Raw genomic sequence first — 26,371 nt, forward strand, 5'->3', positions numbered from 1 at the left:
TCAGATATCCTTTTGCGCGACGCCTCCAACATATGTCTGCGCGACAGAACGATCATCGCCCATGATCATCAAAAGGAAAAGCTCTTCTGCCAGCGTTTCGATGCGATCGGCGCGTAAGCGCATTTCAGGTGTGGCACGCGCATTGAGCACCACCATGTCGGCCGCAGTTCCCGCCTCAAGCGTGCCAATCTCGCCTTCAAGGCCAAGCACTTCGGCATTGCCGCGTGTGACCCAGTCAAAGGCCTCAAAAGGGTGCATCTGTTGGCCACGCAGCTGTAAAACCTTGTACCCCTCATTGAGCGTCTGTAACATCGAGTAAGATGTGCCGCCCCCGATATCAGTGGCAATCCCACCCCGAATGCCACGCGCCCGCAAGCCTGCATCATCATACAGCCCTGAGCCCAGAAAGAGGTTGGAGGTCGGGCAAAAGACTGGCTTCGCCCCTGTCTCGACCAAGGCATCAATCTCGCGTGGTTCAAGATGAATAGCATGGCCCAACAGGGCACGCTTGCTCAGAAGCCCGTAGTGCTCATAAATGCCGACATAGTCAGGTGCATCCGGGTAAAGCTCCCGCGCGCGGGCAATCTCACTCACGTTTTCACTGACATGAGTCTGCATGTAGCAGTCGGGATGCTTAGCGCATAAAGCGCCCGCCGCCTCAAGCTGCGCGGGTGTCGAGGTCAGTGCAAAACGCGGGGTAATCGCGTAGTGCAGCCGTGCTTTGCCGTGCCAACGCTCAATCAGCGCAAGACTCTCGTCATAGCCTTGTTGTGCTGTATCGAGCAGTGCCTCAGGCGCGTGACAATCCATCATCACCTTACCACCGATCATGCACATCCCGCGCCGCTCGGCCTCGGAAAACATCGCATCCACACTCGCCGCATGAACCGATCCATACGCGACACCCGTGGTCGTGCCGTTGTTCAGCAACCCATCATAGAAGCCTTTGGCCATCGCCTCACAATGCGCAATGTCAGCAAAACGCTGCTCTTCAACAAACGTGTATGTGTTCAACCAGTCGAGCAAATCCTTGCCCCAACTCGCCAAAACCTGCACCTGCGGAAAGTGCAAATGCGTATCAATGAAGCCGGGCATAATCAGGTGATCACGGTGGTCAACAACCTCTGCCCCAACAGCTGCACTGCGCAGCTGGTCCGCTGGGCCGACCGCAACGATCCGCCCGTCCTTAACATGGACCGCACCGGCCTCATGAAAAAGGAACGCGCGCGCATCATCCGCACCTTCAGGGCGCCGATGAAAGCTCAGAACCCGCCCTAGAAATAACGTCTCGCTCATGCCTTACCTCTAACACTCTGTCGGTTAACGGCATCTTGAAAAGCAGCAAGCCGCGCCATCACTTCGGCCACAACAAATGCCGCGATCACCTCTGGCCGCCGATCCCCCTTATGGGCTGCCGCCATTGGGCAGACAAGCTGGTCTACTTCCCCAACCGTCCAGCTCTCGAACTTGGCGCGCTTTGTCTTTGAGCCAATCATCCCAACATAGGCGGCATCTCCGCGTGCCAGAGCCTCTGACGTCAGCAAGAAATCCAAACTGTGCTCATGCGTCGCCACGATATAGGCAGCACCCGCCCTCGCGCCACGCAGCGTAAGTTCGGGCAGAGGTGTGCACAGCTGCTCAACGCCCTCGGGAGCGTGCGCGAGCTCTTCGGCGCGGCTATCCACCAGTATCGCGCGCACAGGCAAAGGCGCAAAGGCATAGGCCAAGGCACGGCCAATATGCCCTGATCCCAGAATCAGAACTTCAGGCAAAGCCGCCATACGCGCTGCCTCCTGTGCCAGAAGTTGAGCCTTCTCTGCCTGATCAATCACGCGCAGATCCAGCTGTACGTGCCCGCCACAGCACTGCCCGATCTCAGGCCCAAGTGGCACGTTCATCTGCCGCGAGCATTCCGCCGAACGGGCCAATGCGCGTGCCTCGTCTATCGCCATGTACTCAAGCTGGCCCCCACCAACGGTCCCCCAAAGCGCGGTCTCTGCAACGAGCATAAATGCCCCCACCTCACGCGGGGAAGAGCCACGCACGTTTGATATCCGCACCGCCACAATCGGCTGAGCCAGCTCAAGGAATTCGGCCAAACCGCTCATTTTTTCAGCCTCTCGACCGCCATCAGAACGCGCTCTGGCGTTGCAGGCGCGTCAAGCCTTGGACACTCGGCATAGTCCGCAACCGAGGCCACGGCGTGGCCTATCGCTTCAAAGACTGAAATCCCCAACATAAACGGGGGCTCACCCACGGCTTTGCTCCGCTTGATCGTACGCTTGGGGTTCTCGCTCCACTCGGCAAGCCTCACGTTGAACGCGCGCGGCTTGTCGCTTGCCAGCGGAATTTTGTAAGTGCTCGGTGCATGGGTGCGCAGCGCGCCTTTGTCGTCCCACCAAAGTTCTTCGGTGGTCAGCCACCCCATCCCCTGAATAAACGCACCCTCCACTTGCCCGCGGTCAATCGCAGGATTGAGGGAGCGCCCCACATCATGCAACACATCCGCCCGTGTCACACGGTACTCGCCTGTGAGCGTATCGATTTCCACCTCAGAGCACGACGCCCCATAGGCAAAGTAGAAAAACGGCTGGCCCTTGCCCGTTGCCCGATCCCAGTGGATTTCGGGCGTCTTGTAGAAGCCTGCCGCTGAAAGCTGCACACGGTCCATATAGGCCCCCGCGATAAACTCCTTAAACGCAAACACCCTGTCGCCAACAGAAACCTGACCGTCTGCAAACTCCAGCGCCACCTCACCCCATTTTTCGCGCGCATACTCCGTCAGCCGCGCCTTGATCTGCTCGCAAGCATCAAGGGCTGCCATACCGTTGAGATCAGTCCCGGAAGAGGCTGCCGTCGCGCTCGTGTTGGGCACTTTGTCTGTCGCAGTCGACGTGATCTTAACAGCCTCAAGCGCAACACCAAAAGCTTCAGCCACAATCTGCGCAACCTTGGTGTTTAGCCCTTGGCCCATCTCTGTGCCACCATGATTGATCATCAAGGAGCCGTCTTTATAAACGTGTAGCAAAGCTCCAGCCTGATTATACCAGGTTGCCGTAAAGCTGATGCCAAACTTTACAGGCGTCAGCGCGATCCCGCGGCGGATGATCCCGCCTTTGGCGTTATGGACGATGATATCTGCACGCCGCTTGCGATAGTCAGACGTCTCTTCAAGCTCGCCAACCAACCGCTCCAGAATATTGTCTTCAACAGTCTGATGGTAAGGCGTCACGTTGCGTTCGCCGATACCGTAAAAATTGGCCTTGCGGATATCGAGAGGGTCTTTGCCAAGCTTATAGGCGATCTCTTCAATCATCCTCTCGGCCACAATCACCCCTTGCGGCCCGCCAAAGCCCCGAAAGGCCGTGTTGCTCACAGTGTTGGTTTTCATGGGGCGTGAACTGATGCGCACATGCGGGTAAAAGTAAGCATTGTCCGCATGAAAGAGCGCGCGGTCCGTCACTGGCCCCGAAAGATCTGCCGCAAAGCCACAGCGCGCCGCCCACTGGCCCTCAACCGCTTCAATACGCCCGTCGGCGTCAAATCCCACGTCATAGTCCGCAACAAAATCATGTCGCTTACCCGTCGCCGTCATATCTTGGTCGCGGTCAGGGCGGATTTTGACAGGGCGGTTCCATTTCTTCGCCGCCATCGCCGCGACGGCCGCAAAGAGATTCATCTGGCTTTCCTTGCCGCCAAAGCCACCGCCCATGCGCCGCACCTTCACCACAACAGAGTGCGCCGCCACGCCCAGAACCTGCGCCACAATCACCTGCGCCTCGGTTGGATGCTGGGTTGAGGCATAAATCACCACGTCGTCATCTTCAGCAGGCATCGCAAACGAGATATGCCCCTCCAGATACATGTGATCCTGCCCACCAATCGCCATGCGGCCCTTGATATGATGCGCAGCCTCCTCAAAGCCTGCTTTCACATCCCCACGCTGAAGTGTCATGGGCGCGGTCACATCAGGGTAGCCTGCTGCAATCGCCTCAAGCGGCTCCAGTACATGCGGCAACGCATCAATCTCGACCCGCGCCAGCTCGGCGGCCCGCCGCGCGATATCGCGGCTCTCGGCAATCACGGCAAAAAGCGGTTGGCCATGAAACTCCACAGTCGTGTCAGGGAAAACAGGCTCATCCCCTGCATGCACAGCAGACACATCATTGATCCCGGGGATATCCGCAGCCGTGAGTACTCCCACAACTCCTTCGCACGCCAGAACAGCGCTCAGATCAAGCGCCCTGATCGTGCCATGTGCCACTTTGGAGCAGCCAAGATAGGCGTGCAGCGTACCAATCGGCTCAGGGATATCGTCCGTATAATCAGCCCGCCCCGTCACTTGCTTGATGGCCGAGTCGTGCTTGGCGTCTGTGCCCGTATGTCCGAACTTGCTCATCTATACAGCCTCCAGCTTGGCCACCTGGCCCGCACCCTGCTCAGCCCAGAAGCGGCGGAAAAGGTTGCCCGCCACAAGGCTGCGATACTCGGCTGTCGCGCGCCAGTCACTGAGGGGCGCAAAGTCCTCGGCCACAGCCTCTGCCGCCGCCTCAAAGCTCGCCTCTACAAATGGTTGCCCCAAAAGCGCAGCTTCTGCCTTTGCTGCGCGTTTGGGCGTGGCTGCCATTCCGCCAAAAGCGATCCGCGCCTCAGCGATCATCCCGCTTTCAACCCGCACAGCAAAACCAGCAGCCACAGCTGTAATGTCTTCATCGCGCCGTTTTGAAACCTTATAGGCCGCATGATACATCCCTGCCTGCGCAAGCGGCAGTTCGACAGCCTCGACAAACTCGCCAGCTCGCAAATCCTGCTTGCCGTAGTCGATGAAGAACTCTTCCAGCGGCAGCGCCCGCACGCCCTCGGCACTGCGCAAATGCAGCGTAGCCCCTAAGGCGATAAAGACAGGTGGCGTGTCACCAATCGGCGAGCCATTGGCAATATTGCCACCCACCGTCCCCATATTGCGCACTTGCCAGCCCGCAATCCGCCTCCAGTAAGGCAAAAGATGCGGGAAGGCGCGGGCCAGTGCGACCTCGGCTTCGCTATAGCTCGCCCCGGCCCCAATTCTGAGCGATGACCCTGTTGCGACAATCTGCCGAAGCTCTGTCAAATGCCCGATAAAGACCGCTGGCGTAATGGGCTTCATCATCTTGGTCACCCAGAGGCCCACATCCGTCGCACCAGCAACAATTGTTGCCTCGGGGTGTTCAGCCAAAACATCAGCCAAATCCGCCACGCTCGCAGGCAAGATGGCGCGGTCACCAGCTTTTGCCACATCCACACGCGCGCCATCAGCCAGCGCTTCAAGTCGCGTTGTCACATCCGCGCGCTCAAGCGCCAGCGGATCCGCCTCGGGCTTGCCAAGCTCTGCTGCCGCCCGCGCCGCCTTGAAGATTGGCTCATAGCCTGTGCAACGGCACAGGTTGCCCTGCAAGGCTGTCTCGATCTCGGCATCACTTGGCGCAGCGACTTCCATCCACAATGCATAGAGCGACATCACAATCCCAGGCGTACAGAAGCCACACTGGCTCCCGTGCGCGTCCACCATCGCTTGTTGAACAGGGTGCAATCCACCGCCCGCACCGCGCAAGTGCTCAATCGTCACCACGTGGCAGCCATCAAGGCTCGCCAGAAAACGGATGCAGGCATTCACCGCCTCATAGCGCAAGCCATCCTGTGTCAGGCGTCCGACAAGCACAGTACAAGCGCCGCAGTCGCCCTCTGCGCACCCTTCTTTTGTACCCGTCAGGCGCCGCGCGATGCGCAGGTAGTCCAACAACGTTTCCTGTGCACCCACCTCAGGCAGACAAACAGCTTCGCCGTTTAACAAAAATCTGATTTCATGGCGCACCTTGCCCATAGCCTTGTCTCCGCGCTGAATTTAGGCGTCAGCCTACGCCCCTTCCGCTTTCAACGATACCGCGGGTTTGGCTAGACACTTTCAACAAAAATTATAAAATAAATTGTAACGCTATGCACCATACTACCCCAAGCAAAAAGGGAGGGCACCATGCCCTATGTCGAGAGTATCAAGGTATTTTGCCGCGTGGTCGAGCTCGGCTCCATCACATCAGGAGGGCGCGACCTGCGGCTCACACCCGCCGTTGCGTCAAACCGCATCAAAGAGCTTGAGAAACGGCTTGGTGCACGGCTGTTTGACCGCACCACACGAAAGCTGCGCACAACAGAGGCAGGTAAGCTCTTTTATGACCACGCCCGCAAGGTCATCGACACGCTCGATGATGCAGAGGCCGCGCTCGCGGGGTTCTCCGGGCAGCCACGGGGCGCATTGCGCGTGTCAGCCCCGCTCGGAGTGGGGCAGCGTCTGCTTGCTCCCCTCGTGCCCACCTTTGCAGCTGCCCACCCGGATGTGCAGGTGCAACTGCGCTTGTCTGATCGTAAGGTCGACCTCTTGGAAGACCGCCTCGACATTGGCTTCATGCTTGGCAATCCTCCAGACAGTAACTTCAAGCAACGCAAACTTGCAGATTGCCCCCGCGCTCTTGTGGCAACGCCTGAGTATCTCGTGAAATACGGCACACCAAAGACCCCTCAAGAGCTTATGCAGCACAACTGCCTTTTGCTCCGCTACCCCCACTCGCCCGAATACTTCTGGACACTCGGCACCGCAGACGGCCCGCTCAAACTCAATGTTATGGGCCGCTTTGACGCCGACAGCTCGGATATTCTCACCGATTGGGCGCTCGCGGGTCATGGCATCGCAAACAAACCCCGCTTTGAAGTCGCAGCTCATCTCGCATCTGGCGCGCTCGTCGAAGTCCTACCCGAAACACCGCCCATGCCGACCAGCTTTCTGTGCCTCTACCCGCACCGCAAACTACAAGATCCGAAAGTGCGCCTGTTCATCGACCACGTTGCCGAGGCTCTCAAACCGCAGCTCAAGGCAATGACCTAACTCAAATAATCAATGATGGGGCAGTCTGGCCTGTCATCGCCGCAACAGGCACCCACAAGGTGCTCCAGCTCGTCCTGCAGCTTCTGAAGCTCACGCTGCTTGGCGCGAATTTCCTCCAGCCGCTCGCTCGCGATTTGCTTCACTTCCGAGCTACACCTGTCAGAGTCCTGATACAGCCCCAAAAGCTCGCGACACTGGGCAATCGAAAACCCAAAAGCGCGTGACCGCCCCACAAATGACAGCTTGCGCAAACTGGCTTCATCATAATCCCGATAGCCCGCCGCCGTGCGCGCCGCAGGCTCTACAAGGCCAATGTCGGCATAATATCGCACAGTCTTGACCGGCAGGCCTGCCGCCTGAGCCGCTTTTGAAATATTCATCAGAGTTCTCGCTTGACCTTCCCGCTACAGGAACCTGCATACACGACTTCAGAAACGCGCGAAAGAACACTGGATGCAAAAGCAAACACTCTTGACCGGAGCGGTTGTCGCTCTCGCAGCCTTTGCAGGCTACCACTATCTGGAACCAGCCCCAACGGCACAAAGGCCCGCTGCCACCGCTGGCTCAGCGCTGGTTGCGGTAAACCTGCCCGATACCTTCACAGCCAAGGGCCAAATGGGCAAAACTGCGTTTGAAGCCAAATGCGCCATTTGCCACGGAACCAATGCCGCAGGCAATATTGAGGCGGCTCCGCCCCTCGTGCACAAAATCTACGAACCAAGCCACCATGGAGACGAGAGTTTTCAGCGCGCTGCGGCACTTGGCGTGCAAGCGCACCACTGGCGCTTTGGCAATATGCCGCCCGTAGAAGGCATCACCCGCGCAGAAGTCGACACAATCATCGCCTACATTCGTGAATTGCAACGCGCCAATGGAATTTTTTAGCGTCTAGCGGCGTACCATCAAAGCAGCCATGTCCAGCATGCGGCTCGAAAAGCCCCACTCATTGTCATACCAGCCAAAGACGCGCAGCAAGCCACCCACCGAAACGCTGGTCTCGCGACCGGACATGATAATACTTTCAGGCCGCCCGCGCAGATCGGTCGAGACAAGCGGCGCGGTAATGTAGCCGAACAGCGGGCTCCCCAGCGCCGCCTCTTTGAGTGCAGCGTTCACATCGGCAACTTCAGCAGGTCTGGCCAACTGCAACGCCAGATCAATCGCCGAGACACTCGCCGTTGGCACACGCACGGCCCGCGCCTCGATCCGCCCTGCAAGCTTGGGTAGCACGACATCAATCAGCTTGGCAGCGCTTGTTGTGGTTGGCACCATCGACAGGCCCGCCGCACGGCTGCGCACAAGGTCGCCCCTCGGCTTGTCTATCGTCGGCTGACTTCCCGTATAGCAATGAACGGTCGTCATATGTCCGCTCTCAACACCCCAGCGCGCATCCAGCAAGCGCAGGAGCGGGGCCAAAGCATTGGTGGTACAGCTGGCATTCGAAACAATCTTGTGCGCGCCAAGTTCCGCCTCGTTCGCGCCCAAGACTATCGTCTTGTCCGCCGCCTCCGATGGCCCCGAAATCAGGACTGCCTTTGCCCCCGCCTCAAGCCCGCGTTCGGCAACGGCACGGTTGCCTGCGGCCCCGGTACACTCAAGCAACACATCAACGCCGCTCAAGTCCAGCGCACGAATATCGCTCTCGCCATAAAACGGGTACGTGGCATCATCCACATCAAGGCGTTGCGCCACATGGCTGACCTGCCCGGGGAATGGCCCGAAAATGCTGTCATAGGCAAAAAGGTAGGCACAGCTCTCGAGTGGCGCGATATCGTTGATCAGCACCACCTCGAAATCACCGGCCCGCGCGCCATGCAGCATCCGCAAGATAGAGCGGCCAATACGCCCAAATCCGTTGATCGCTATTCTGACGGGCCGCTGGCTCATCTCAGTGCTCGCTCTCGCTCTTGTAGCCTTGCCCCTCGAAGTGCGGCTCCATCTGGGCAACAATCACCGAGTTTTCAGCCAAGGCCCGCGCCATCAGGTCACGCTCTTCCTCGGGGATCTCGTGGCCCAGCTCTTCGCGCTCTTCCAACGTGCCGTAGCCCGTCACATCAAGAGGGGCGGTATCGGCCTGTTTCAGAATGGCAACAGTTTCGCGCACGGCCTCTTCCTCGTCCACACCGCTGGCATAGATCATCAGCGACGCGCCCGTAGCCCCCTTGGGCAGCCCGTCGCCTTCCTTGCGGCCAATCTCCACAAGCAGTGTATAGACCTGCTGTGGTTTCTTGGCTTTCTTCTTCTTTTCCGTCGTCTCGGCCATAGCCCGGCTCCCTCGCTCAGTTGCTCGCAGGCTTGTCGAAACGCGTGCAGCAAGTCAACCCGCCCCGTTTCTGCCAAACGGGCCAAGAAGGCCTTTGCAGGCCATATCTGGCTGGCCTCAAATCTGCAAAAGGCCACGCGGCGGCAATTAAGAGCCTCTCACGCAATCCCCTGCGCTTGAAGCCACATCACCAAAACAATAGCAGCCATCAGGATACCTGACCGAACCATATTCAAACCTCCTCTTGTGAAGGCTCAAACGCAAAACGCGGCAACTTCCGTCGCCGCGTTTGTAAAAATATCTTGGCCAGTGGTTCAGTCGCGCAGCAACTCGTTGATCGAGGTCTTTGAGCGCGTACGCTCATCCACCCGCTTCACGATCACAGCGCAGTAAAGGTTCACACCGTTCTTGCTTGGCATCGAGCCCGCCACAACAACAGACCCCGCAGGCACTTCGCCATACATCACTTCGCCTGTCTCACGGTCCAAAATCTTGGTGGACTGGCCAATGAAAACACCCATGCCCAGCACAGAGCCTTCACGAACAATGCAGCCTTCCACAACTTCCGAGCGCGCGCCGATAAAGCAGTTGTCCTCAATGATCGTCGGGCCCGCCTGCATCGGTTCCAGAACACCGCCAATGCCCACACCACCAGACAGGTGCACGTTCTTGCCGATCTGCGCGCAGGAGCCAACAGTCGCCCATGTGTCAACCATGGTTCCGCTGTCGACATAGGCGCCGATGTTCACGAAAGATGGCATCAAAACAACACCAGGCGCGATATAGGCCGACTTGCGCACAACACAGTTTGGCACAGCGCGGAAACCAGCAGTCTTCCAGTCATCCGCTTTCCAGCCTGCAAACTTGCTATCGACCTTATCCCACCAGCCGCCGGCTTGCGGGCCACCGTCGTGGATTTCCATGTCCTTGATGCGGAAACCCAAAAGCACAGCTTTCTTAGCCCACTGGTTCACATGCCAGCTGCCGTCATCCTGTTTTTCAGCCACGCGAAGCTTTCCGCTATCCAGCGCATTCAGCGTATCTTCGATCGCATCACGCGCCTCACCTGTTGTGTTTGGTGTGATGGCGTCGCGCGCCTCCCATGCAGCCTCGATGGCCACTTCCAACTGTGCGTTTGACATATGTGTCTCCCCAAATCGCGTGTACAAATATCTTGCTCTCCCTTTAGCGGCCTTCGGCCAGCCGCGCAATCGCTTCGCCTTGTGGCGAAACAGCACCCAAGGCACAGCACTCTTGCCTTCCCCGCCCCTGTATGCACATTGCCTCACAGATAAATTCAGGAGGTTTTCATGCCAGTTCTTCGTTCACGCACCAGCACCCATGGCCGCAATATGGCCGGCGCACGCGGCCTCTGGCGCGCAACAGGCATGACAGACGACGACTTCGGCAAGCCCATCGTCGCCATCGTCAACTCCTTCACCCAGTTTGTGCCCGGCCACGTGCACCTGAAAGACCTGGGCCAGCTCGTCGCGCGCGAAGTCGAAAAGGCAGGCGGTGTTGCCAAAGAGTTCAACACAATCGCCGTAGATGACGGCATCGCGATGGGCCATGACGGCATGCTCTACTCGCTCCCCAGCCGCGAAATCATCGCCGACAGCGCCGAATATATGGTCAACGCCCACTGCGCGGACGCGATGGTTTGCATTTCAAATTGCGACAAGATCACCCCGGGCATGCTTATGGCCGCCATGCGCCTCAACATCCCCTGTGTCTTCGTTTCAGGTGGGCCGATGGAAGCGGGTAAAGTGATCTGGGATGGCGAAGAAAAAGCCATCGACCTTGTCGACGCCATGGTCGCCGCAGCCGACGAAAACATGAGCGACGAGCAAGTCGATGCTATCGAGCGCTCCGCTTGCCCCACATGTGGCTCCTGCTCGGGCATGTTCACCGCCAACTCGATGAACTGCCTCACAGAAGCGCTTGGCCTCTCGCTTCCGGGCAACGGCTCTGTGCTTGCTACCCACGCTGACCGCGAAGCGCTCTTCCGTGAAGCAGGCCATCGCGTGGTCGATCTTTGCAAACGGTTCTACGAGGGCAACGACCACTCTGTCCTGCCCCGCAATATCGCCAGCTTCAAAGCCTTTGAAAACGCCATGACCCTAGATATCTCAATGGGTGGCTCGACCAATACAGTTCTGCACCTGCTGGCCGCAGCCCACGAAGGCGAGATCGACTTCACCATGCAAGACATCGACAGGCTCAGCCGCAATGTCCCTTGCCTGTGTAAAGTCGCCCCCGCCAAAGATGATGTGCACATGGAAGACGTGCACCGCGCCGGCGGCATCATGGCCATTCTGGGCGAACTGGATCGCGCGGGCCTCATCCACCGTGATCTGCCCACAGTCCATTCGCCTACCATGGCCGACGCTCTGGCAAAATACGACATTGCTCAAAGCACCGACGCAGCCGTGCACGAATTCTATCGCGCCGCGCCGGGCGGTGTTCCGACACAAGTCGCCTTCTCCCAAAGCCGCCGCTACCCCGATCTTGATCTGGACCGCGAAGCAGGTGTCATCCGCACAAAAGAGCACGCCTTCAGCCAGGATGGTGGCCTCGCTGTGCTCTTTGGAAACCTCGCCGAAGACGGCTGCATCGTCAAAACAGCGGGCGTGGATGACAGCATCCTGAAGTTCTCTGGCCCCGCTTATGTCTGCGAGAGCCAAGACCAGGCTGTGAGCGATATTCTCACAGGCAAGGTTAAAGCAGGCGATGTTGTCGTGATCCGCTACGAAGGCCCGCGCGGTGGCCCGGGTATGCAAGAAATGCTCTACCCGACGAGCTACCTCAAATCAAAAGGCCTCGGCGCAGCCTGTGCTCTTCTGACAGACGGGCGCTTCTCGGGCGGCACATCAGGCCTTTCTATCGGTCACGTCTCCCCGGAAGCGGCTGAAGGTGGCCTCATAGGTCTTGTAGAAAAAGGCGATCTTATCGAGATCGACATTCCTAACCGTGGCATCAACCTCGCCGTGGATGAAGCAACACTGGCCGAGCGCCGCGCCGCACAAGACGCCAAAGGCTGGCAGCCTGTGACACCGCGCAAACGCAAGGTCACAACCGCGCTCAAAGCCTACGCCTCCATGACAACCTCCGCCGCAAAAGGCGCCGTGCGACAGCTCTAATCAGAGCCCTCTCCCCCAGAGTATTTAGAAATAACACAGGGGGAGAGGGCCAAGTTCGCGCTGCCACTCTTGGACTAAAGCAGCAAAGCCAACTCCAGCCTTACAATGACGTCTTCTGCCGCCCTTGTGCGTCAAAGTTTTCGGCCTCAAGCCAGCGCTCAAACCGCGCTTTCAGAACAGGCCACTCACTGTCCAGAATGGACAGCCAAGCCGTATCCCGATTGCGGCCCTTATAAACAACAGCCTGCCGGAATATGCCTTCAAAGGTAAACCCAAGTCGCTTGGCCGCCGCAATCGACGGCGCATTCAGCGCATCGCACTTCCACTCGTAGCGGCGATAGCCCAGTGCTTCAAAAACATAGCGCATCATCAGATACATCACTTCGGTGCTCACAGCCGTGCGCTGCATCAAAGGCGAGAAATGAATAAACCCCACCTCAACCACCCCGTTCGCAGGGTCGATCCTGAGAAATGTTGCATGGCCCACCGCACGGCCTTCAGCGTTCAAAACTGTGTAATAAAGCGGGTCAATACTGGCCTCGGCCCCACGCAAAAAGGTCAAAAAATCAGCCTCGGTTGCATATGGTCCAATCGGCAGATAGGTCCAGTTCGCCCCGCTCGTATCCGCTGAAAATGCCTGCCAAAGCTCGGCCCCATGTGCCTCAACATCCAAAGGCACAAGGCTGCAATAGCGGCCAGCAAGCCTGATGGCTTCAGGTCTAGGCCGTGGCAGATCTTGCGCAACAGGCCAGCCAATAGGCTGACCTGCTTCATTCAGCCGCTCAGCCAAAGACAGCCGTCAAAGCGCCATCAACAGCCGCAGTGATCTCGTCAATATCATCCGGAGTCGAAATCAGAGCAGGCGAGAAACAGAGCGTGTTGTTAAAGCCAGGGATCGAGCGGTTCGTCGCGCCGATAATCACATTGCGCTTGCCGCATTCCGCCACAACCTGTGCCACCAGCTTTTCCGCCACAGGCTCTTTGCTGCCACGGTCCGCCACCAGCTCCGCACCACAGAAGAGGCCAAGCCCCCGCACGTCGCCAATAACCTTATGGCGCTCAGAAAGCTCCCACAGGTTCGCAACCATGCGCTCACCCATCTTCGTGGTGTTCTCCAGGAGACCCTCATCTTCGATGATGCGGAAACACTCCAGCGCCGCCGCAGGCCCCGCCGTGCAGCCACCAAAAGTGCTGATATCACGGAAGTAGTTGAGCGGGTCCGTGTCATCATCTTTGAACATCTCAAAGACACGTTCGTTTGTCACACAGCAGGCAATCGCGGCATAGCCCGAGGCCACACCCTTGGCCATCGTCACAAAGTCAGGCTCAACGCCGTAGTGCTGATAGCCGAACCATTCGGTGCCCGTACGGCCAACACCACAGACCACTTCATCAATGTGCAGCAGAATGTCATACTTGCGGCACAGCTCCTGAATAAGTGGCCAGTAACCTTCAGGCGCAGGGATAACACCACCGCCCGCCGTCACAGGCTCAAGGCAGAGTGCGCCGATCGTGTCGGCTCCTTCAGCCAGAATAACATCTTCAATCGCCTTCACTGACGCGGCCGCATAGGCCTCGCCTGTCAGATCCCACTGAGCGCGATATTCCATGCAGTGTGGCACACGCACGAACCCGGGCGCAAAGGGGCCATATTGCGCATTGCGCTCGTCTTGGCCGCCGGCCGACATCGTCGCCAAAGTCGAGCCATGATAGTCGCGGTCGCGGTACAGAATTTTGTATTTCTTCCCGCCATGCCGCTTATGGCTGATCTGGCGCACCATCTTGAAAGCCTTTTCATTGGCCTCAGACCCCGAATTCGTCTGATACACACGGGTCATGCCCGGCATTTTGCTGATCAGCTTTTCAGCAAACAAAGCCCCGGGCACCGAACCTGCCGAGCCCGCAAAATAAGGCAGCTTGATCAACTGGTCGCGCACCGCATTGGCAATGCTCTCACGGCCGTAGCCGACGTTAACAGTCCAGACACCGCCCGACACACCATCAAGCCACTCTTTGCCATGCTGGTCCCAAACCCGCATCCCCTTACCTTCAATGATAATCCGCGGCTCGCCCGTCTCATATGGCTTGTGCTGCGTCAGGTGGTGCCACACATGCGCGCGGTCCGCGTCAACAACATGGCTGATATCGTTAGGAGTAAGGTTGCCGTCCATGGTCAGAAGCCTCCGTGCGGGCGCAGGCGCGAGCCTGATGATTTGATCAAATTATATGCCTAAGAAAAGCGCTATTTCGCCTGAGTCTGATAGGTCCAGTCGATTTGGTCTTATAAGGCCAAATTTCAAAGGCGGCTCAAACACGCTTTTGCGCTCAGGCCACAAATACAGCGGCTTCTTTCAACAAAGAAGCCAGAAAATGCTTTTCACAAAACCTAAACAAGCCCTCAAAATCAAAAATTAACCGTTGAACGGAATCGCCAATTGCGCACTCATGATTCCAAGGGTGCGGCGTGCGGTCTGCGCGCCCCCCAGACAAAGCCCAAATCCGGACTAAACCGGAGGGCCGCGCCTTAAAGGCGTGTCACACCAACGGGAGTTACTCCATGTCAGTCAAAAAACACCTTTTGTCCGCCGTCGCCGCCACCGCGATGTTTGCGGGCAGCCAAGCCTCGGCTCTTGAAGAAATCACAGTTGCGTTCTTCCAGGAGTGGCCCATGCCGTTCCAGCATCACAAGGTGATGGGCGCATATGAAGAAGAAATGGGCGTCAAAATCAATTGGCGCGCGTTTGGCTCAGGCACAGAAATGAGCGCCGCAATGGCCTCGGGTGATGTTCACCTTTCAGTCAGCCAAGGCCTGCCGCCCTTCGTTGTGGCAACATCAAGTGGTCAGGATCTCCAGATCATCGACGTGGCCGTCAGCTACGCAGACAATGACAACTGTGTTGTCGCCGAAGCGCTCGAAATCGACAAGACAAACGCCTCCGAACTTGCAGGCAAGAAAGTGGCCGTACCGCTGGGCACAGCCGCTCACTATGGCTTCCTCAAGCAGATGAGCCACTTCGGCGTTGATGTCGGCTCCATGGAAGTCGTCAACATGAACCCGCCCGAAGGCGCAGCTGCGATCGCACAAGGCGCGGTTGATATGTTCTGCGGCTGGGGCGGCTCGCTGCGCCGCGCGCTTGAGCATGGCAACGTGCTGATCACGGGCGATGAGAAAACAGAGCTCGGCATCCTTGTGTTTGATGTAACATCCGCACCAGCTGGCTTTGTGGCTGAAAACGGTGATCTTGTCGCAAAGTTCCTCAAAGTGACAGCCGATGCCAACGCAATGTGGGCCGATGAGGCAAACCACGCGGCGATGCTTCCGGTTATCGCCAAAGACGCGGGCATGGATGAAACCGCCACGATGGAAACCATCTCGACCTTCACCTTCCCAACGGTTGAGGCACAGCTTGGCGCAGGCTGGCTGGGTGGCAATGCGCAAACCTTCATGAAAGGCGTCGCAGATGTCTTCCTTGAAGCTGGCAGCATCGACGCCACGCTCGACACCTACGAAAACACTGTCAACACAGGCCCACTGCAATCCGCCAAGGGCATGTAAGACACGTCGGCACGCTGTCGTTATCGCAGCGTGCCGATCCTCGTTCTCACACGAGCACATTTTGCCAACACAAAAGCAACAGGGGCTTGAGGCTCCGGAAGGCGGGCATGTCTACACTTTCAATCGACAAAATCTCCATGCGCTTTGACCTGCCAAATGGCAGCCATGTGCAGGCGCTCAAGGATATTTCCCTTGAGATCAAATCAGGCGAGCTCATGAGCGTTCTCGGCCCTTCGGGCTGCGGGAAGACGACGCTTCTGAACATCGTCGCAGGCTTTCTGGCCCCGACAGAGGGCAGCATGACACTCAACAACCACCTCATCAAAGGCCCCGACGCCGAACGCGGCATGGTCTTTCAGCAGGGCGCGCTGTTTGAGTGGATGAGCGTACGCGAAAACGTCAGCTTCGGCCCCCGTATGAAGGGCCAGCGCGAAGCCGAATGGCGCGACACCGTTGACCACTTGCTCGATATCGTCGGCTTGCGGGACTTCAAGGAAAAGTCTGTCTTTGAACTTTCAGGCGGGATGCAACAGCGCGTCGCTCTGGCGCGCTGCCTCGCCAACGACCCTGACGTGATCCTGATGGATGAGCCCCTCGGCGCTCTCGACGCGCTCACCCGCGAGAAGATGCAGGGCCTCGTGCTCAAGCTGTGGAAAGAGACCGGCAAAACCATCATCCTGATCACCCACTCGGTTGAAGAGGCGCTTTTGCTGGGCGAGCGCCTGCTCGTTCTTGCGCCGCGCCCCGGGCGCATTCACCGGGAATACCGCCTGCCATTTGCAGATATGGGCGTAGGCCAAGACCTGCGCGAGGTGAAAAAGCACCCGGAGTTTGGTGAAAAGCGCGAAGAAATCCTGAGCATGATCTGGGACATGGAAGAAGAGATCATGGGCACTTCAGCGGAGGCAAGCGCATGATTATTCTCCTTATTTATATTGCGATATTCACGCTTGGCTTTCTGCTTGTGCGCCACGGCATCAAGCGGCTTATGCACACGAGGGCCGACTTTACCTCCCTCAAAACAGTCACCTTCGGTGACGAAAGCGCCGTGCGCCCCGACCGTTGGGCCAGCGTTATTTCGGTTCTGACAATCTTTCTGCTCTGGGGCGCGTTCACTGGCTCAAAGTGGGCGCCCATCCACGCGCCAGCGCCCTTCATCGGCGACACAGAGTTGACCTACACCCTCGATGACGGCACCGGCAAAACAGACGACGCAACCATCACCCTACGTGTCCACAAGTTTGGAGAAGACCCCGCCTCCCTTGAGGTTGACCCCGGCACAGGCTTTGCCAAAAACGATGCCGAAACCGTATCGGCAGGGCGCACCAAGACCGTTCTCTTTGACAAAAACGACGACGCCAAGCGCCGCGACGGTGCCAAAGTAGTCGCAATCGATGGGGTGCCGATCGCGATCGGCGCGCCCGTCACCGTCACCGCAGGCCGCGTCGCGCTGACAGACAAAGGCGCAATCCAGATCACCCCGCCAACGGGCATGCAGATGGAGCCGATATGGCTGCCGCCCCCCGAAAAAGTCGTGTCTCGCTTTATCGAGATCAGCACCGAAGGCTACCAAGGCTTCACCCTATGGGAGCACTTGGGCTATTCGCTCTTCCGTGTCATCGTCGGCTTTGTGCTTGGCGCTCTTGTCGGCATCCCGCTTGGCTACGCCATGGGCCTGTCCAACTGGTTCCGGGGCTGGTTTGACCCGATTGTGGAGTTCATGCGCCCTGTGCCACCCCTCGCGCTCATCCCGCTGGTGATCATCTGGGCAGGGATCGGCGAGGTCGGCAAAATCATCCTGCTCTTCCTTGCCGCCCTCTGGATCATGGCCATCGCCGCGCGCGCAGGTGTGTCAGGGGTCAATATCACCAAGGTTCACGCCGCCTACTCCCTCGGCGCATCCAAGTTCCAGCTTATGCGCCACGTGATTGTCCCGAACAGCTTGCCCGAGATCTTTACAGGCGCGCGCGTTGCGATGGGCGTGTGCTGGGGAACAGTTGTTGCGGCAGAACTTGTCGCCGCTGAAAAAGGCGCAGGCATGATGATCATGGTCGCCTCACGCTTTCAGCTGACAGATATTGTGATCATGGGCATCATTCTGATCGGGATCATCGGCTACGGCATCGACATCCTGATGCGGATCGGCGAGCGCTACCTTGTCCCGTGGAAGGGCCGCTCTTAACGCTCCCCCCGCATAAACAAAAAGCGCCCGCATCTGGCGGGCGCTTTCCGTTTGAGACCCCTGCAACACACCGAGGGAACAGTGCAGCAGGGGAACCCGTTAGACTTAGAAGCTCAACACAAGCGAAACGCCGATTGTGTTGTCTGTCGACTTCAGGCCACCGGCAGGTGCCGAATTATAGTCGGTGCGGTAGCTGAGGCGTGTTGACAGCGTGTCTGTCATCTTGAAGTTCAGACCCGCGTCATTTGACACAATAGTGTTGGCGCTTGAGCCAAGCACATCTGTGTCCATGGTAAACGACATGGTCTGGTTAAACGCATAGTAGTAGCGCGACGAGACAATGAACCCGAGCTCTGTGTCACTGGCACCTGTGATGTCGCTGACATAGCGCGCACCCGGGCCAGCCTGAACACGCCATGTGGTCTGCTCGGTGTTGACAAAGCGGTAGCCGAAGCCTGCGCCAAGGAACGCGTCTTTCTCGTCACCCGCCAAAGGCGCACCCGCAGCATCGGTCAGGAAGCCATCGTACTCATAGCGCGCAAGACCAAAGGCATAGGCTTTGTCGTTGAAGTAGCGGCTGCCCTCATAAGTCGCAAAAAGCGTCTCTTCGCTCTTCGCACCGTTTGATTCGCCATATTCAATCGCAAAGCCCAACTGGTGGTTCCAGTCGCCAACGCCGTAGCTGACACGGCCAGCGCCAGAGACTTCACCTGTGTCAGTGTTACCTGATGCACCTGAAGCCGACAGCGCAAAAGAGCCGCGCCAGCCTTGCACAACGCCTGTTGGGCCAAAGCGCTCGTTGTCATTTGCGCGGTCCAGATCGTCCTGCGCCGCTTCGGTGATATCATCAATCTGGTCGTTGAGGTCTTCAATGCCGGTCAACGCGCTCTGCGCCAAAAGGGGTGAGGCCATCAGAAGCGCCAATGAAGATACGGCCGCCAGTTTAAATGTCTTGTTCATGGGTCATTCCTTTCCCAATTCGAGGTTTCAGCCCGTGGCGGAATTGCCAAAGGCCAGAAGCATCTCTGCTGGGATTGGTATAAAACCCGAGATTTCGTGAGTGAAATTCAGATTATTTATGCTTGAAACGAGTATTTAGCATTTGTAATTCAATGCCCGCCGTCATCCTCGTAATCTTCCATGTTGCCGATGTGGCCCACGTCAATTTCCTGTTCAATTTCAGCCGCTTGCACGACGCCTGCCAAAGCCGCTTTTGCGCGCATCGCGATATCTTCATCCAGATCATCGCGCCAAACCACCCACGAAGGGTACTCAAACCGCGGCGCATCGGCCACAATATGCAAAATCCCTGCGTCAACGCGGCGCTTCACAGCCCGCGCCGGCAGGTAAGCAACACCGCGCCTGTTCGCAATAAAGTCGGCCGCCAGCGACCCAAGGCCCAGCGTCAGCCCCGAATTGGTAAGATGTGGCAGCGCAATCGCGTGGGCATGGGTGAACTCTGGCCCCCAGTCCACAAAGGCATACCCCTCGGGACTGTGCACATCAGCCCCCGCATAAGACGCAACCATGATCAGCTCGTCTTCAAGCGCCTTCTCCACAACCAGCCCCGGCCGAAGCTGTGGCGTATAAAGAAGTGCAGCCTGCACGACCCCTTCCACAAGAAACCGTGTGATACGGTCGGTCATCCCAAGTTCTGTACGAATGCTCAGCTCGGGCATCTCCCGTTGCAGCGCGTCAATCCAACGAAAGCCCAAGCGCGGCCAGAGCGAGTACTGCCCACCAATCGAGAGCGCCTTTGAGTAGCCTTCAGGGATGGCAATCTGTTGGCGCGCCTCTTCCCAGATTTTGAGCAAGCTCAGCGCATAGCGCTCAAACTGCTCACCCGCTGGCGTCAGCAAAGCGCCCGCCTTAGAGCGAATAAACAGCGGGTGCCCCAAGCTCTCCTCCAGCCGCTGGATGCGGAGGCTAACGGCTGATTGCGTCACATAAAGCCTGTCACAGGCGGCCACAAACGAGCCTGTGTTTGCCACTTCGACAAAGGTTTTGATGAGGGTGATATCCATTGGCCAAACATTCCAAATACTCGTTACATTCATAATTCTTATTCGTTTTTCTGTTGTCTGGCCATGGCCTATAGCTCTGCAAGACAAAGTCGGGTGCTGCATGGCGACCCCCAGGACCCCACCAGGCGCAGCGCTTGGCTTTGTCACCCACCCCCGACATGGAGTTTTACCAATGACCAAAGTTATAATTTCAACTCTCCTCGTAGCCACAGTCGCTCTCTCGGGCTGCTCGACCAACCAAGTCATCGACAACACAGTCGGGGCCGCTGGCTTTGTCACCAAAACCGCCGTCAAAGGCGCTGTTGGCGCGGGGAAATTCGCAGCCAAATCCGTACGCGGCTCATCCACCGAAGAGTGATACAGCCCCGAAACAGGAGAGTGACATGACATATAAAATATTCATTGGTGCCATCATCGGAGCCGCTGCGGCGGCGGCTGCGCTATCTGTTTTCCTCGACATTCCCTTCGAAAATGAAAGTACATGCGCTCAAAAAAGGGCCTGCCAGCCAGCGAAGGTGACCACAGCGCCAATCACCAGTTGATCCGCCCGCGCGCGTCGCTAAGTTGGCGGCATGGACACGCGCGCACAAAGCTTTCTCACCTCTCTTTTCAATGCGGCCATTGCCGCCGCCGACCCGCTCAAAGCGCTCGCGGCGGCTCTGCCTGCGCCGCCCAAGGGTCGCACCGTTGTCATCGGCGCTGGCAAGGGCGCGGCCCAAATGGCCCAAGCCCTTGAGCAGCTTTGGCCAACACCCCTGACAGGCACAGTTGTAACCCGCTACGGCTTTGCCGCACCCACAGACCACATCAGAGTGCTGGAAGCCGCACACCCTGTCCCCGACGCGGCGGGCCTTGCCGCCACAGATGCGCTCTTCGCCGAGATAACCGACCTGACAGAAGACGACCTCGTAATCGCTCTTATCTGCGGCGGCGGCTCTTCGCTTCTGGCCGCGCCGGCAGAGGGCCTCACCCTTGAAGACGAGCAAGCGCTGAACGAAGCTTTGCTGGCCTCGGGTGCACCCATCGGCGCAATGAATGCGATCCGCAAGATGACAAGCCGCGCCAAAGGCGGCCGCCTCGCCGCAGCCACTCGCGCGCGTGTGGTCAGCCTTGTTGTCTCCGATGTTCCGGGAGATGATCCGGCTCAGGTGGCCTCTGGCCCCACGGTTCCTTGCCGCTCGGGCCGCGCCGAGGCGCTCGCAGCCGTCGCCACATACAAGATTGCCCTTCCCGCGCGCATCGCCAGCTTTCTCGCCACAGCGCCCGCGCCGCCTGCCCCTGCAGACCCTGCCTTTGCTGGCAACGACGTCTGCGTGGTTGCCTCGGCAGCCCGGTCGCTCACAGCCGCCGCCGATCTCGCCAAAGCACAGGGCTGGCCCGTTCAGATCCTCGGCGATGACCTTGAAGGCGAAGCGCGTGAGCTGGGTGCCGCGCACGCGGCCCGCGCGCTGGGCAGTACGGCGCCCCGCCTCATCCTCTCTGGCGGCGAAACAACCGTAACTCTGAAATCAAAGGGGCGCGGCGGGCGCAACTCCGAGTACCTGCTTTCCTTTGCCCTCGGCATTGAGGGCGCGGCCAATATCAACGCGCTCGCCGCCGACACCGACGGCATTGACGGCTCGGAAGACAACGCAGGCGCTTTTGCCACAGGCCAAACAGCTGCCGCCATGCGCGCCGCAGGCGCTGACCCAGCGCATCACTTGGCAGCCAATGACGCCTACACAGCCTTCGCAAAAGCAGGCGCGCTTTTTGAAACAGGGCCAACAGGCACCAACGTCAACGACTTTCGCGCCATTCTTGTCGGCTGGCCGACATAGAAAAAGGCGCAAGCCACGCTCACGCCTTTTGCCAGATCAATCTCTGTTAAAGCTTAGTTGCAGCGCGTCTCTGCATCTTCCACAGCAGCGGTGAAGCCTGACAGCGAGAAGCTGTCTTTGGTGATCGTGCCACGCGACGAGCGTGCCGTCAGCACAGCGCTGGAACCGCGCTTCATAGCCGTCACAATCTTGCTGTCATCCGCAGCCGACGCCGCCCAAGCCCACTCGCCCTCTGTAAACAGATCAAAGCTGGAGCCATCGATCAGCATGTTCACTGTCGAGCCTGGCGCAAAAGGGTAGCCGCCTGTAAAGGCCAGCTGGCTTTTCACATTTGCCGTAGGGCGAAAGAACGTCATCAACAGAATTTCACCGCGCCGAACCGCCACAACGCGGCCATCCTTGGTGTTGACTGTTTCTGCCGGAGCACTGACGGCCCAGCATTCCTTCGGGTTGCTGTCTTCAAACACAGCCCAGGCTGTTTTGGTCGCCACTTGGTTCGTGCTTGTCTGTTGTGCATCAGCGCTTGCTGAGCCTACAAAAACCATTGCGGCACATGCCATCGTTTGCGCAAATCGTAATACCATATTGTCCAGCCTCCAGCTGTCCGTTGCCTCAATTCCGTTTGACCCGCGGCTTTTGCCATTTTTATGTTCGGGCCGTTTTCCACTCGACATTGCTACATTACCCTGAAAACTGCCACATACGAAAGAGGAATTGGCGGAAAATCGCACAAGTTTTCGGGAGAACAACATGAACGCACCTGTACCAATGGCCGAAATCTGGCGCGGCCCCTTTCTGGAAAGTGTCCATATGGGCCACGCTGTCATCTGCGGCGAAGGCGGAGAAATCATCGAAAGCTGGGGCGATCCAACGGCTGTTGTGCTGCCACGCTCATCTTCGAAAATGCTTCAGGCGCTGCCCCTCGTTGAAAGCGGCGCAGCCGATGCCTTCGGCCTCACAGGCGAACAGCTCGCGCTGTCTTGCGCCTCCCACCAAGGCGCGCCCATGCACACAGACCGCGTGCAAGCCTGGCTCAAAGAGCTGGGCCTTGGCGACAGTGATCTGAACTGCGGCCCCCAAGCCCCGCGCGACGACAGAGACCTGATCATAATGCACAAAACCGATAGCTCCCCCTGCCGCTATCACAACAACTGCTCAGGCAAACACGCAGGGTTTCTCACCCTCAGCCAGCATCTCAAATCCACCGATCCAATCTATGTTGCCCCGTCCCATCCTGTGCAGCAGGCCTGCCTTGCCGCCTTCGAGGAGCTGACCGAAGAGACAAGCCCCGGCTTTGGGATCGACGGCTGCTCAGCCCCCAACCACGCCGCAACCCTGCATGGTATAGCCCGCGCCATGGCCTTCTTTGCCAGCGCAACCGATGGCGGCAACACTCGCCAAAAAGCCGCCGCCCGCTTGCGCGACGCCATGCGCACCTACCCCGAGCTTGTCGCGGGTGACGGGCGTGCCTGCACCGAGCTCATGCGCGCCATGGATGGCCGCGTTACGCTCAAAACAGGTGCTGAAGCTTTCTTCATCGGCATTGTTCCCGAGAAGAAGATCGGCATCGCCCTCAAGATCGTTGACGGATCGACCCGCGGTGCCGAATGCGCCATCGCCGCGATCCTTGTGCGCCTCGGCCTGCTTGACGCAAACCACCCCGCCACGCTCAAGCGCCTGAACGCTCCGATCCTCAACTTCGCAGGCGAGCACACAGGCGAAATCCGCGCCGGATCAGCCTTCGCTTAAGCAGTCTCTTTTCGTCAGGCGCCAAATACTTTGGGGGCAAATTGGCCAACAGCCAAGAGGGGGCAAAGCCCCCTTCCCCCGCCTGCAATTCTGTGCAAGTCTCGCCCCGTTCTCAGGGCGGGGTGCAATTCCCCACCGGCGGTAAGCCTGCGCTTCACAGCAAGGGTAAGCCCGCGAGCGCCTCGCATCTCACGATGCTTGGGTCAGCAGATCTGGTGCAACTCCAGAGCCGACGGTCACAGTCCGGATGGGAGAGAATAGCAAAAGCGGCGCGGGTCTTGGCCCGCAAGCGCGCTGCTGTCCCTTTTTATGCTCTGGGCACGTGTCTAAAGTCAAAAAGGAGAGAGCCATGACACCGACACTGCCCCAAACGACAGAAGCCCGCTACGCCTTCATCAAGGCCAGCTGGCACGCCAATATCGTTACGCGTGCCTATGATGGCTTCACCCAGATCATCCCGCCAGAGCTGGTTGATGTCTTCGATGTGCCAGGTGCCTTCGAGATGCCCCTGCTCGCCCGCGATTTGGCCGCCTCTGGCCGCTACGGCGCTGTGGTGGCGGCTGCCCTCGTGGTGGATGGCGGCATCTACCGCCACGAATTTGTTGCGCAAGCTGTGGTCGATGGCCTCATGCGCGCGGGCCTTGATACGGGGGTGCCTGTGCTCAGCGTCTCGCTCACGCCACACCAGTTTCAAGAAACACCCCACCACATGGAAATCTTCTCGGAGCACTTTGTTCAAAAGGGCCGCGAAGCCGCCCAAGCCGCTCTGATGATCAGCAAGACACGCCAAGCGCTCGCCGCCTAGGTTTGAGCGGGGGCCGAGGCGTCAGCCGAGGCCCCCCTTAGCGATGCGGGCGCAAGCCCGCAGCGCAACCCTTACCGCCCCGGAATATCTTCCCGCGCCGCGGCTGGCTCCCAGTTTTCGATGATCTCCACAGCCTCTTCCGCCGTGTCTACAAAGCGAAAGAGGTCCAGATCTTCGGGCGAAATTGTCCCCGCATCCGCCAGCGCATCCCAGTTCACGATCTTGTGCCAGAACTCTTTTCCAAACAGCAAAAACGGTATCCGCTTCATCCGCCCCGTCTGGATGAGCGTGAGCGATTCAAACATCTCGTCCAGCGTCCCGAACCCGCCAGGAAAGACACAAACCGCATTGGCCCGCATCAGGAAGTGCATCTTGCGAATGGCAAAGTAATGAAAGTTAAAGCACAGCCCGGGTGTAACATATTCGTTCGGGGCCTGCTCATGGGGCAACACGATGTTGAGGCCAATAGAGTGCCCTCCCGCATCGATAGCGCCACGGTTCCCCGCCTCCATCACACCAGGCCCGCCGCCTGTCACGATAACGTTCTCGCGCCCGTAGCTCTCCATCGACTTTTCGGTCATCAGTCGCGCAAACTTGCGCGCCTCGTCATAAAAGCTCGAAAGGTCGGCCAGCGTCTTGGTACGCGCCGTATCTTTCTTGGCAGGCTCAGGGATACGCGCGCCCCCAAACAGCACAATCGTGCTTTCAATGCCCTTTTCATTCAAGATCATCTCCGGCTTGAGCAGCTCCAGCTGCAAGCGCACAGGGCGCAGCTCGTCGCGGCACATAAAATCTTCATCCGCAAAAGCCAGCCGGTAGGCTGGCGCGCGGGTCTGCGGCGTGTCGGGGATCTGCTCGGCTGTGTCTCGGTCGGTGTGCGCATCCCGAAAGGGGCTCATGCGGTCTTCACTCATATACTCATTCCCTGCTTGAACGTTTAGCCAAGGCCTATAGGGTTCGCGTATTAAAGGCCAGTTACGGAGACGTGAGAAATGGATTTCAAACCGCTGATCAGCGCGGCTGCCGCGCGCATCGCCCCACACATCCAGCGCACGCCCGTTTTGGCCACCACAGGCTTCGGGCTGCCCTATGAGATCGAGCTCAAGCTTGAGCAGTTGCAACACACAGGTAATTTCAAGGCACGCGGTGCGTTCAACACGCTTCTGTCTGGCCCTGTACCACAAGCAGGCGTCGTCGCCGCCTCAGGCGGCAACCACGGTGCTGCGGTGGCCTATGCCGCGCAAGTTCTTGGCCACAGCGCGCATATCTTTGTCCCCGAAATGGCAGGCCCTGCCAAAATCGCCCTGATCAAACGCACAGGTGCCGCGCTCACCGTGGTGAAAGGCGAATACGCCAACGCCGCCGAAGCAGCGGCCGTATATGAGGCGGCATCAGGGGCCATGCAAATTCACCCCTACGATGCGCCAGCCACAGTGGCAGGCCAAGGCACCTGTATGGCCGAGTGGGAAGAGCAGGGCCTCATGGCCGACACCGTGCTCATCGCCGTGGGTGGCGGTGGCCTGATCGCAGGCGCGCTCGGCTGGCTCGCTGGCGCGCGCAAGGTTGTGGCGGTAGAGCCCGAAACCTCTTGCGCCCTGCACTCAGCGCTGGCCCATGGCGCACCCTGCGATGTCAATGTCTCAGGCGTTGCCGCCAATGCCCTTGGCGCACGCAAAGTAGGCCAAATCTGCTTTGACCTTGCTCAAGACCATGGCTTGCAAAGCGTGCTGGTTGCTGACGCAGCAATCACCAAGGCGCAGCAGGCGCTCTGGCAAGAACGCCGCCTGCTGGTTGAGCCTGCGGGTGCGGCGGCCCTCGCAGCCCTCATGAGCGGGGCCTATACCCCGGCCAAAGGCGAGCGCGTCGCGGTGCTTCTCTGCGGCGCAAATATCGCGCCCGACCCTCTCGGCTAACGTAAG

General features: G+C 58.7%; 26 protein-coding genes and 1 riboswitch. Of the genes, 12 read left to right on the forward strand and 14 right to left on the reverse strand.

The genetic code is table 11. From position 1 onward, the window contains the following. From guaD to xdhA, 4 genes are read right to left on the reverse strand one after another with little or no spacing between them, the layout of a single operon-like run. Nucleotides 1–1,296, reverse strand: coding sequence for a guanine deaminase (gene guaD / locus ACTG3X_RS07540; protein ID WP_439110637.1), 1,296 nt, complete (start codon nt 1,294–1,296; stop codon nt 1–3). Then, nucleotides 1,293–2,108: a xanthine dehydrogenase accessory protein XdhC gene (gene xdhC / locus ACTG3X_RS07545; RefSeq protein WP_439110638.1), complete on the reverse strand. Its 816-nt coding sequence runs from the start codon at nt 2,106–2,108 to the stop codon at nt 1,293–1,295. Before xdhC ends, guaD begins: the two co-directional genes overlap by 4 nt. Then, nucleotides 2,105–4,399 carry a xanthine dehydrogenase molybdopterin binding subunit gene (xdhB, locus tag ACTG3X_RS07550; protein WP_439110639.1) on the reverse strand — a complete coding sequence of 765 codons (2,295 nt, stop codon included), beginning with the start codon at nt 4,397–4,399 and terminating at the stop codon, nt 2,105–2,107. Before xdhB ends, xdhC begins: the two co-directional genes overlap by 4 nt. Next, nucleotides 4,400–5,860: a xanthine dehydrogenase small subunit gene (gene xdhA / locus ACTG3X_RS07555; protein WP_439110640.1), complete on the reverse strand. Its 1,461-nt coding sequence runs from the start codon at nt 5,858–5,860 to the stop codon at nt 4,400–4,402. Between the two features lie 150 nt (nt 5,861–6,010). On the opposite strand from xdhA, the gene ACTG3X_RS07560 reads away from it, so the two are divergent. After that, nucleotides 6,011–6,916, forward strand: a complete 906-nt coding sequence (locus ACTG3X_RS07560) for a LysR substrate-binding domain-containing protein (RefSeq protein WP_439110641.1) — start codon at nt 6,011–6,013, stop codon at nt 6,914–6,916. Here the strand turns inward: ACTG3X_RS07560 and cueR are convergent. Next, nucleotides 6,913–7,296: a Cu(I)-responsive transcriptional regulator gene (gene cueR / locus ACTG3X_RS07565; protein WP_439110642.1), complete on the reverse strand. Its 384-nt coding sequence runs from the start codon at nt 7,294–7,296 to the stop codon at nt 6,913–6,915. The genes ACTG3X_RS07560 and cueR overlap by 4 nt on opposite strands. Before the next feature lie 73 nt (nt 7,297–7,369). Between cueR and ACTG3X_RS07570 the strand changes: the two genes are divergently transcribed. Next, on the forward strand, nt 7,370–7,801 hold the full coding sequence (locus ACTG3X_RS07570) for a c-type cytochrome (RefSeq protein ID WP_439110643.1): 432 nt from the start codon (nt 7,370–7,372) through the stop codon (nt 7,799–7,801). 3 nt (nt 7,802–7,804) lie between these two features. Here ACTG3X_RS07570 and ACTG3X_RS07575 read toward each other — a convergent pair whose 3' ends face one another. The 3 genes from ACTG3X_RS07575 to dapD all read right to left on the reverse strand — a co-directional run bounded on the left by ACTG3X_RS07575 (nt 7,805) and on the right by dapD (nt 10,321). Next, nucleotides 7,805–8,803, reverse strand: coding sequence for a type I glyceraldehyde-3-phosphate dehydrogenase (locus tag ACTG3X_RS07575; RefSeq protein ID WP_439110644.1), 999 nt, complete (start codon nt 8,801–8,803; stop codon nt 7,805–7,807). Nucleotide 8,804: 1 nt separating this feature from the next. Beyond that, nucleotides 8,805–9,179, reverse strand: a complete 375-nt coding sequence (locus ACTG3X_RS07580; protein ID WP_439110645.1) for a hypothetical protein — start codon at nt 9,177–9,179, stop codon at nt 8,805–8,807. A gap of 314 nt (nt 9,180–9,493) precedes the next feature. Then, a complete protein-coding gene (dapD, locus tag ACTG3X_RS07585) occupies nt 9,494–10,321 on the reverse strand; it encodes a 2,3,4,5-tetrahydropyridine-2,6-dicarboxylate N-succinyltransferase (protein ID WP_439110646.1) in 828 nt (275 codons plus the stop codon). 168 nt (nt 10,322–10,489) lie between these two features. Between dapD and ilvD the strand changes: the two genes are divergently transcribed. After that, nucleotides 10,490–12,319 (forward strand): dihydroxy-acid dehydratase, encoded by a 1,830-nt coding sequence (ilvD, locus tag ACTG3X_RS07590; protein WP_439110647.1) that lies wholly within the window; start codon nt 10,490–10,492, stop codon nt 12,317–12,319. 100 nt (nt 12,320–12,419) lie between these two features. Here ilvD and ACTG3X_RS07595 read toward each other — a convergent pair whose 3' ends face one another. Continuing rightward, on the reverse strand, nt 12,420–13,109 hold the full coding sequence (locus tag ACTG3X_RS07595; RefSeq protein WP_439110648.1) for a GNAT family N-acetyltransferase: 690 nt from the start codon (nt 13,107–13,109) through the stop codon (nt 12,420–12,422). Continuing rightward, on the reverse strand, nt 13,102–14,490 hold the full coding sequence (locus ACTG3X_RS07600) for an aminotransferase family protein (RefSeq protein ID WP_439110649.1): 1,389 nt from the start codon (nt 14,488–14,490) through the stop codon (nt 13,102–13,104). The genes ACTG3X_RS07595 and ACTG3X_RS07600 overlap by 8 nt, the downstream gene beginning before the upstream one ends. A gap of 386 nt (nt 14,491–14,876) precedes the next feature. Here ACTG3X_RS07600 and ACTG3X_RS07605 point away from each other — a divergent pair, with 386 nt between their 5' ends. From ACTG3X_RS07605 to ACTG3X_RS07615, 3 genes are all read left to right on the forward strand, one after another. Next, nucleotides 14,877–15,875 carry a taurine ABC transporter substrate-binding protein gene (locus ACTG3X_RS07605; RefSeq protein WP_439110650.1) on the forward strand — a complete coding sequence of 333 codons (999 nt, stop codon included), beginning with the start codon at nt 14,877–14,879 and terminating at the stop codon, nt 15,873–15,875. A gap of 107 nt (nt 15,876–15,982) precedes the next feature. Then, nucleotides 15,983–16,792 (forward strand): ATP-binding cassette domain-containing protein, encoded by an 810-nt coding sequence (locus tag ACTG3X_RS07610; RefSeq protein ID WP_439110651.1) that lies wholly within the window; start codon nt 15,983–15,985, stop codon nt 16,790–16,792. After that, a complete protein-coding gene (locus ACTG3X_RS07615) occupies nt 16,789–18,057 on the forward strand; it encodes an ABC transporter permease (protein ID WP_439110652.1) in 1,269 nt (422 codons plus the stop codon). The genes ACTG3X_RS07610 and ACTG3X_RS07615 overlap by 4 nt, the downstream gene beginning before the upstream one ends. A 105-nt stretch (nt 18,058–18,162) precedes the next feature. Here the strand turns inward: ACTG3X_RS07615 and ACTG3X_RS07620 are convergent, their stop codons facing one another. Together ACTG3X_RS07620 and ACTG3X_RS07625 are read right to left on the reverse strand one after the other, a co-directional pair. After that, on the reverse strand, nt 18,163–19,017 hold the full coding sequence (locus ACTG3X_RS07620; protein WP_439110653.1) for a DUF481 domain-containing protein: 855 nt from the start codon (nt 19,015–19,017) through the stop codon (nt 18,163–18,165). 149 nt (nt 19,018–19,166) lie between these two features. After that, complete coding sequence (locus ACTG3X_RS07625; protein WP_439110654.1) at nt 19,167–20,081, reverse strand: LysR family transcriptional regulator; 915 nt, start codon at nt 20,079–20,081, stop codon at nt 19,167–19,169. A gap of 172 nt (nt 20,082–20,253) precedes the next feature. Here ACTG3X_RS07625 and ACTG3X_RS07630 point away from each other — a divergent pair, with 172 nt between their 5' ends. From ACTG3X_RS07630 to ACTG3X_RS07640, 3 genes are read left to right on the forward strand one after another with little or no spacing between them, the layout of a single operon-like run. Further along, complete coding sequence (locus ACTG3X_RS07630) at nt 20,254–20,439, forward strand: hypothetical protein (protein ID WP_439110655.1); 186 nt, start codon at nt 20,254–20,256, stop codon at nt 20,437–20,439. A gap of 25 nt (nt 20,440–20,464) precedes the next feature. Continuing rightward, nucleotides 20,465–20,623: a hypothetical protein gene (locus ACTG3X_RS07635; RefSeq protein ID WP_439110656.1), complete on the forward strand. Its 159-nt coding sequence runs from the start codon at nt 20,465–20,467 to the stop codon at nt 20,621–20,623. 30 nt (nt 20,624–20,653) lie between these two features. Continuing rightward, nucleotides 20,654–21,898, forward strand: coding sequence for a glycerate kinase type-2 family protein (locus tag ACTG3X_RS07640; RefSeq protein ID WP_439110657.1), 1,245 nt, complete (start codon nt 20,654–20,656; stop codon nt 21,896–21,898). Nucleotides 21,899–21,951: 53 nt separating this feature from the next. On the opposite strand, the gene ACTG3X_RS07645 is transcribed toward ACTG3X_RS07640, so the two are convergent. Then, nucleotides 21,952–22,443: an invasion associated locus B family protein gene (locus ACTG3X_RS07645; RefSeq protein ID WP_439110740.1), complete on the reverse strand. Its 492-nt coding sequence runs from the start codon at nt 22,441–22,443 to the stop codon at nt 21,952–21,954. Nucleotides 22,444–22,648: 205 nt separating this feature from the next. Here ACTG3X_RS07645 and ACTG3X_RS07650 point away from each other — a divergent pair, with 205 nt between their 5' ends. Together ACTG3X_RS07650 and ACTG3X_RS07655 are read left to right on the forward strand one after the other, a co-directional pair. Next, on the forward strand, nt 22,649–23,647 hold the full coding sequence (locus ACTG3X_RS07650) for an asparaginase (RefSeq protein WP_439110658.1): 999 nt from the start codon (nt 22,649–22,651) through the stop codon (nt 23,645–23,647). 104 nt (nt 23,648–23,751) lie between these two features. Further along, a riboswitch (FMN riboswitch) is annotated at nt 23,752–23,910 on the forward strand. 86 nt (nt 23,911–23,996) lie between these two features. After that, entirely contained in the window at nt 23,997–24,452 is a 456-nt protein-coding gene (locus ACTG3X_RS07655) for a 6,7-dimethyl-8-ribityllumazine synthase (RefSeq protein WP_439110659.1), read from the forward strand. Nucleotides 24,453–24,523: 71 nt separating this feature from the next. Here ACTG3X_RS07655 and ACTG3X_RS07660 read toward each other — a convergent pair whose 3' ends face one another. After that, entirely contained in the window at nt 24,524–25,366 is an 843-nt protein-coding gene (locus ACTG3X_RS07660; RefSeq protein WP_439110660.1) for a TIGR00730 family Rossman fold protein, read from the reverse strand. Nucleotides 25,367–25,444: 78 nt separating this feature from the next. On the opposite strand from ACTG3X_RS07660, the gene ACTG3X_RS07665 reads away from it, so the two are divergent. Beyond that, a complete protein-coding gene (locus ACTG3X_RS07665; RefSeq protein WP_439110661.1) occupies nt 25,445–26,365 on the forward strand; it encodes a threonine/serine dehydratase in 921 nt (306 codons plus the stop codon). The last annotated feature ends 6 nt before the right edge of the window (nt 26,366–26,371 follow it).

Origin of the sequence: Lentibacter sp., assembly GCF_965658795.1 — a bacterium.
In the GTDB taxonomy this organism is placed as follows: domain Bacteria; phylum Pseudomonadota; class Alphaproteobacteria; order Rhodobacterales; family Rhodobacteraceae; genus Lentibacter.

Bases quoted from the DNA above. Each gene is read 5' to 3' on its own strand.
- guaD (WP_439110637.1), bottom strand. From the start codon at position 1,296: ATGAGCGAGACGTTATTTCTAGGGCGGGTTCTGAGCTTTCATCGGCGC.
- xdhC (WP_439110638.1), bottom strand. From the start codon at position 2,108: ATGAGCGGTTTGGCCGAATTCCTTGAGCTGGCTCAGCCGATTGTGGCG.
- xdhB (WP_439110639.1), bottom strand. From the start codon at position 4,399: ATGAGCAAGTTCGGACATACGGGCACAGACGCCAAGCACGACTCGGCC.
- xdhA (WP_439110640.1), bottom strand. From the start codon at position 5,860: ATGGGCAAGGTGCGCCATGAAATCAGATTTTTGTTAAACGGCGAAGCT.
- ACTG3X_RS07560 (WP_439110641.1), top strand. From the start codon at position 6,011: ATGCCCTATGTCGAGAGTATCAAGGTATTTTGCCGCGTGGTCGAGCTC.
- cueR (WP_439110642.1), bottom strand. From the start codon at position 7,296: ATGAATATTTCAAAAGCGGCTCAGGCGGCAGGCCTGCCGGTCAAGACT.
- ACTG3X_RS07570 (WP_439110643.1), top strand. From the start codon at position 7,370: ATGCAAAAGCAAACACTCTTGACCGGAGCGGTTGTCGCTCTCGCAGCC.
- ACTG3X_RS07575 (WP_439110644.1), bottom strand. From the start codon at position 8,803: ATGAGCCAGCGGCCCGTCAGAATAGCGATCAACGGATTTGGGCGTATT.
- ACTG3X_RS07580 (WP_439110645.1), bottom strand. From the start codon at position 9,179: ATGGCCGAGACGACGGAAAAGAAGAAGAAAGCCAAGAAACCACAGCAG.
- dapD (WP_439110646.1), bottom strand. From the start codon at position 10,321: ATGTCAAACGCACAGTTGGAAGTGGCCATCGAGGCTGCATGGGAGGCG.
- ilvD (WP_439110647.1), top strand. From the start codon at position 10,490: ATGCCAGTTCTTCGTTCACGCACCAGCACCCATGGCCGCAATATGGCC.
- ACTG3X_RS07600 (WP_439110649.1), bottom strand. From the start codon at position 14,490: ATGGACGGCAACCTTACTCCTAACGATATCAGCCATGTTGTTGACGCG.
- ACTG3X_RS07605 (WP_439110650.1), top strand. From the start codon at position 14,877: ATGTCAGTCAAAAAACACCTTTTGTCCGCCGTCGCCGCCACCGCGATG.
- ACTG3X_RS07610 (WP_439110651.1), top strand. From the start codon at position 15,983: ATGTCTACACTTTCAATCGACAAAATCTCCATGCGCTTTGACCTGCCA.
- ACTG3X_RS07615 (WP_439110652.1), top strand. From the start codon at position 16,789: ATGATTATTCTCCTTATTTATATTGCGATATTCACGCTTGGCTTTCTG.
- ACTG3X_RS07620 (WP_439110653.1), bottom strand. From the start codon at position 19,017: ATGAACAAGACATTTAAACTGGCGGCCGTATCTTCATTGGCGCTTCTG.
- ACTG3X_RS07625 (WP_439110654.1), bottom strand. From the start codon at position 20,081: ATGGATATCACCCTCATCAAAACCTTTGTCGAAGTGGCAAACACAGGC.
- ACTG3X_RS07630 (WP_439110655.1), top strand. From the start codon at position 20,254: ATGACCAAAGTTATAATTTCAACTCTCCTCGTAGCCACAGTCGCTCTC.
- ACTG3X_RS07635 (WP_439110656.1), top strand. From the start codon at position 20,465: ATGACATATAAAATATTCATTGGTGCCATCATCGGAGCCGCTGCGGCG.
- ACTG3X_RS07640 (WP_439110657.1), top strand. From the start codon at position 20,654: ATGGACACGCGCGCACAAAGCTTTCTCACCTCTCTTTTCAATGCGGCC.
- ACTG3X_RS07645 (WP_439110740.1), bottom strand. From the start codon at position 22,443: ATGGTTTTTGTAGGCTCAGCAAGCGCTGATGCACAACAGACAAGCACG.
- ACTG3X_RS07650 (WP_439110658.1), top strand. From the start codon at position 22,649: ATGAACGCACCTGTACCAATGGCCGAAATCTGGCGCGGCCCCTTTCTG.
- ACTG3X_RS07655 (WP_439110659.1), top strand. From the start codon at position 23,997: ATGACACCGACACTGCCCCAAACGACAGAAGCCCGCTACGCCTTCATC.
- ACTG3X_RS07660 (WP_439110660.1), bottom strand. From the start codon at position 25,366: ATGAGTGAAGACCGCATGAGCCCCTTTCGGGATGCGCACACCGACCGA.
- ACTG3X_RS07665 (WP_439110661.1), top strand. From the start codon at position 25,445: ATGGATTTCAAACCGCTGATCAGCGCGGCTGCCGCGCGCATCGCCCCA.